The sequence below is a fragment of the Kitasatospora sp. NPDC007106 genome (genome assembly GCF_040634455.1).
Taxonomy (GTDB): domain Bacteria; phylum Actinomycetota; class Actinomycetes; order Streptomycetales; family Streptomycetaceae; genus Kitasatospora; species Kitasatospora arboriphila.
Genome location: NZ_JBEYFP010000882.1, coordinates 1 through 2,316 on the forward strand (window position 1 = coordinate 1; position 2,316 = coordinate 2,316).

2 protein-coding genes are annotated in these 2,316 nt (G+C 73.0%); both read left to right on the forward strand.

The window, feature by feature from the left end; all coding sequences use genetic code 11:
- Window positions 1-434, forward strand: a 434-nt coding sequence (locus tag ABZ641_RS33590; RefSeq protein ID WP_359988051.1) for a gluconate 2-dehydrogenase subunit 3 family protein, incomplete at its 5' end; no start/stop codon positions are given.
- Entirely contained in the window at window positions 431-2,101 is a 1,671-nt protein-coding gene (locus ABZ641_RS33595) for a GMC family oxidoreductase (protein ID WP_359988054.1), read from the forward strand. The genes ABZ641_RS33590 and ABZ641_RS33595, both read left to right, overlap by 4 nt.
- The last annotated feature ends 215 nt before the right edge of the window (window positions 2,102-2,316 follow it).

A 2,316-nucleotide genomic window follows, 5' to 3' on the forward strand; every position in this document is an offset into this window, starting at 1 on the left:
GACCCCGACGACCCGGCGCGGCCGATGCGGACGCCGCCGAATACGTCGACCGGCTCCTGGCCATGGGCCCCGAGACGCATCCCGAGATTCCGGCGTGGCGCCTGGCCTACCCGGTGCTGCTCGCCGCTCTCGACACCGCCGCGCAACAGGCGCACGGCGGACACGGCGTCGCCGAACTCGACCGCGCCGAGGCCACCGCGCTGCTGCGCGACCTGGCAGCGGGGGCCCTGCCCGCCTGGCCCCAGGCCGCGCCCGCCCAGCCGGCCGCGTTCGCCCTGCTGCGGGCCCACTGCATCGAGGGCTGCTTCGGCGACCCCCGCTGGGGCGGCAACCGCGAAGCGGTGATCTGGCGCTGGTACGGCTACCCCACGCCGGCCGAACCCTTCACCGGTCCCGCCACCACGACCGCAGACCGGCCCGGGGAGGAGTCATGACCGCGACGACGACCGCACCCGGCCGGTACGACACGATCGTCGTGGGCGCCGGCGCGGGCGGCGGCACCGCGGCCCGCGTGCTCACCTCGCGAGGACGCCGGGTCGCCGTGCTGGAGAAGGGCCCGCTCCCGGTCGCCGACGACTTCCTGCCCTACGACGAACTCCACTTCCACACGCACAAGACGCTCATCCCGCACCGCGACACCGACCCCAACATCTACATGGCCGGACCCGACCAGGACCGCCCCACCCCGGTCGAGCGCTGGTGGAACGTCAACATGGTCGGTGGCGCGACGAACGTGTGGGACGCCAACGTGCCCCGCTACACCGAGGAGGACTTCCGCGTCCTCGACCACCTGCGCGACGTGCCGCCCGAGGCGGACATGGTGGACTGGCCGTGGAGCTATCGCGAGTTCGAACCCTGGTTCGAGCGGGCCGAGTACGAGTGGGGCGTCTCCGGGCGGGCCCGGCAGTCCCCGGCCCAGGAGCCGATACGGGCCGGCTACGACTACGCCATGCCGCCGTTGCGCCCGCACGCGGCCGTGCCGTTCCTGACCGAGGTGTTCGGCCGCGCCGGGATGCAGCCCTACCTCGGCCCCCGGGCGATCAACTCCCGCGTGAACGACGGCCGTCCGGCCTGCTCGTTCTGCGGCTTCAACCAGTTCTTCGGCTGCGGTCTCAACTCACGGGCCTCGGCGCTGAACACGGTGCTCCAGCGTGCCCTGGCCACCGGCCGGTGCGACCTGCTGACCGGGCACTGCGTGACCCGGCTCGTCCACGAGGTCGGGCGGGTGCGCGGCGTGATGTACCGCACCGAACCCGGCGGACCCGAACGGTTCCTGGGTGCCTCCCAGGTGATCGTGTCCGTCCAGACCATCGAGTCGGCGCGACTGTTCCTCGTGTCGCAGGTGCCCGACCCCAACCGGATGATCGGCCGCTACCTGACCTACCACACCCACGGAAGCGCCGAAGTCACCCTGCCGCTCCAGCCCGTGTGGACCGGCAACGGCGCCCAGCAGCCCTCCACCGCGATCGGCTCCCTGCAACTGCGCGACCTGTACGTGGTCGACGACCCCGCCACCCCGGTCACCAAGGCCGGCAAGTTCTCCGTGTACGACCCGTACACGTGCGTGCCGCCGGTCAGGCTCGCCAAGGGCGCCGCGCTCGGACCCGGCCGCGGCGGCCTGTGGGGCGAGGACCTGTACACCTACCTCGAGGAACTGCGTCACCAGGGCGGCGTCTCCTTCTCCTTCACCGGCGAGGCGCTCTCCCTGTACGACAACCGGGTCGAACTCGACCCCGACGTCACCGACCCGTGGGGCATGCCCGCGGCCCGGATCTGGTACCGGCACCACGCCTACGACCTGGCCGCGGCCCGCTACGCCATCGACCGCGTGGTGCAGGTGATGCAGGACGCGGGCGGTGAGCTGCGCGGCTACGACGTCCCCGGCGCGGAGAACCCCGGCTACGGACACGTGCAGGGCACGCTGCGCGCCGGCACCGATCCCGACGCCGCGGTGCTCGACGAGAACTGCCAGTCGCACACCGTCTCCGGACTCTACGTCCTCGACTGCGCGTTCATGCCGACCGCCGGCGCCTCGAACCCCACCCTGACCCTTCTCGCCAACGCCTACCGGGTGTGCGAGCAACTCCCGGACCCCGGCTGAGGCGTCCGCCCACGGCGCGGAACCGGCACACCGGCGACGGGCCGGCCGGGAACGATCCGAAAGGCAGAACCATGGACTCCCTCGACGAGCGGGTCGACATCGCCCGCGCCCTGCTGTCCGCCGGGATCACCCCGGCCGACCTCGAACTGTCGCCCGAGCCGGCGGCGGCGCCGGCGGGCCACGCCCTCGCCGCCGCCGACCTCGGGATCGCCTTC

Excerpts from the sequence above, each read along its gene's own strand:
- ABZ641_RS33595 (WP_359988054.1), top strand. The coding sequence starts at position 431 with ATGACCGCGACGACGACCGCACCCGGCCGGTACGACACGATCGTCGTG.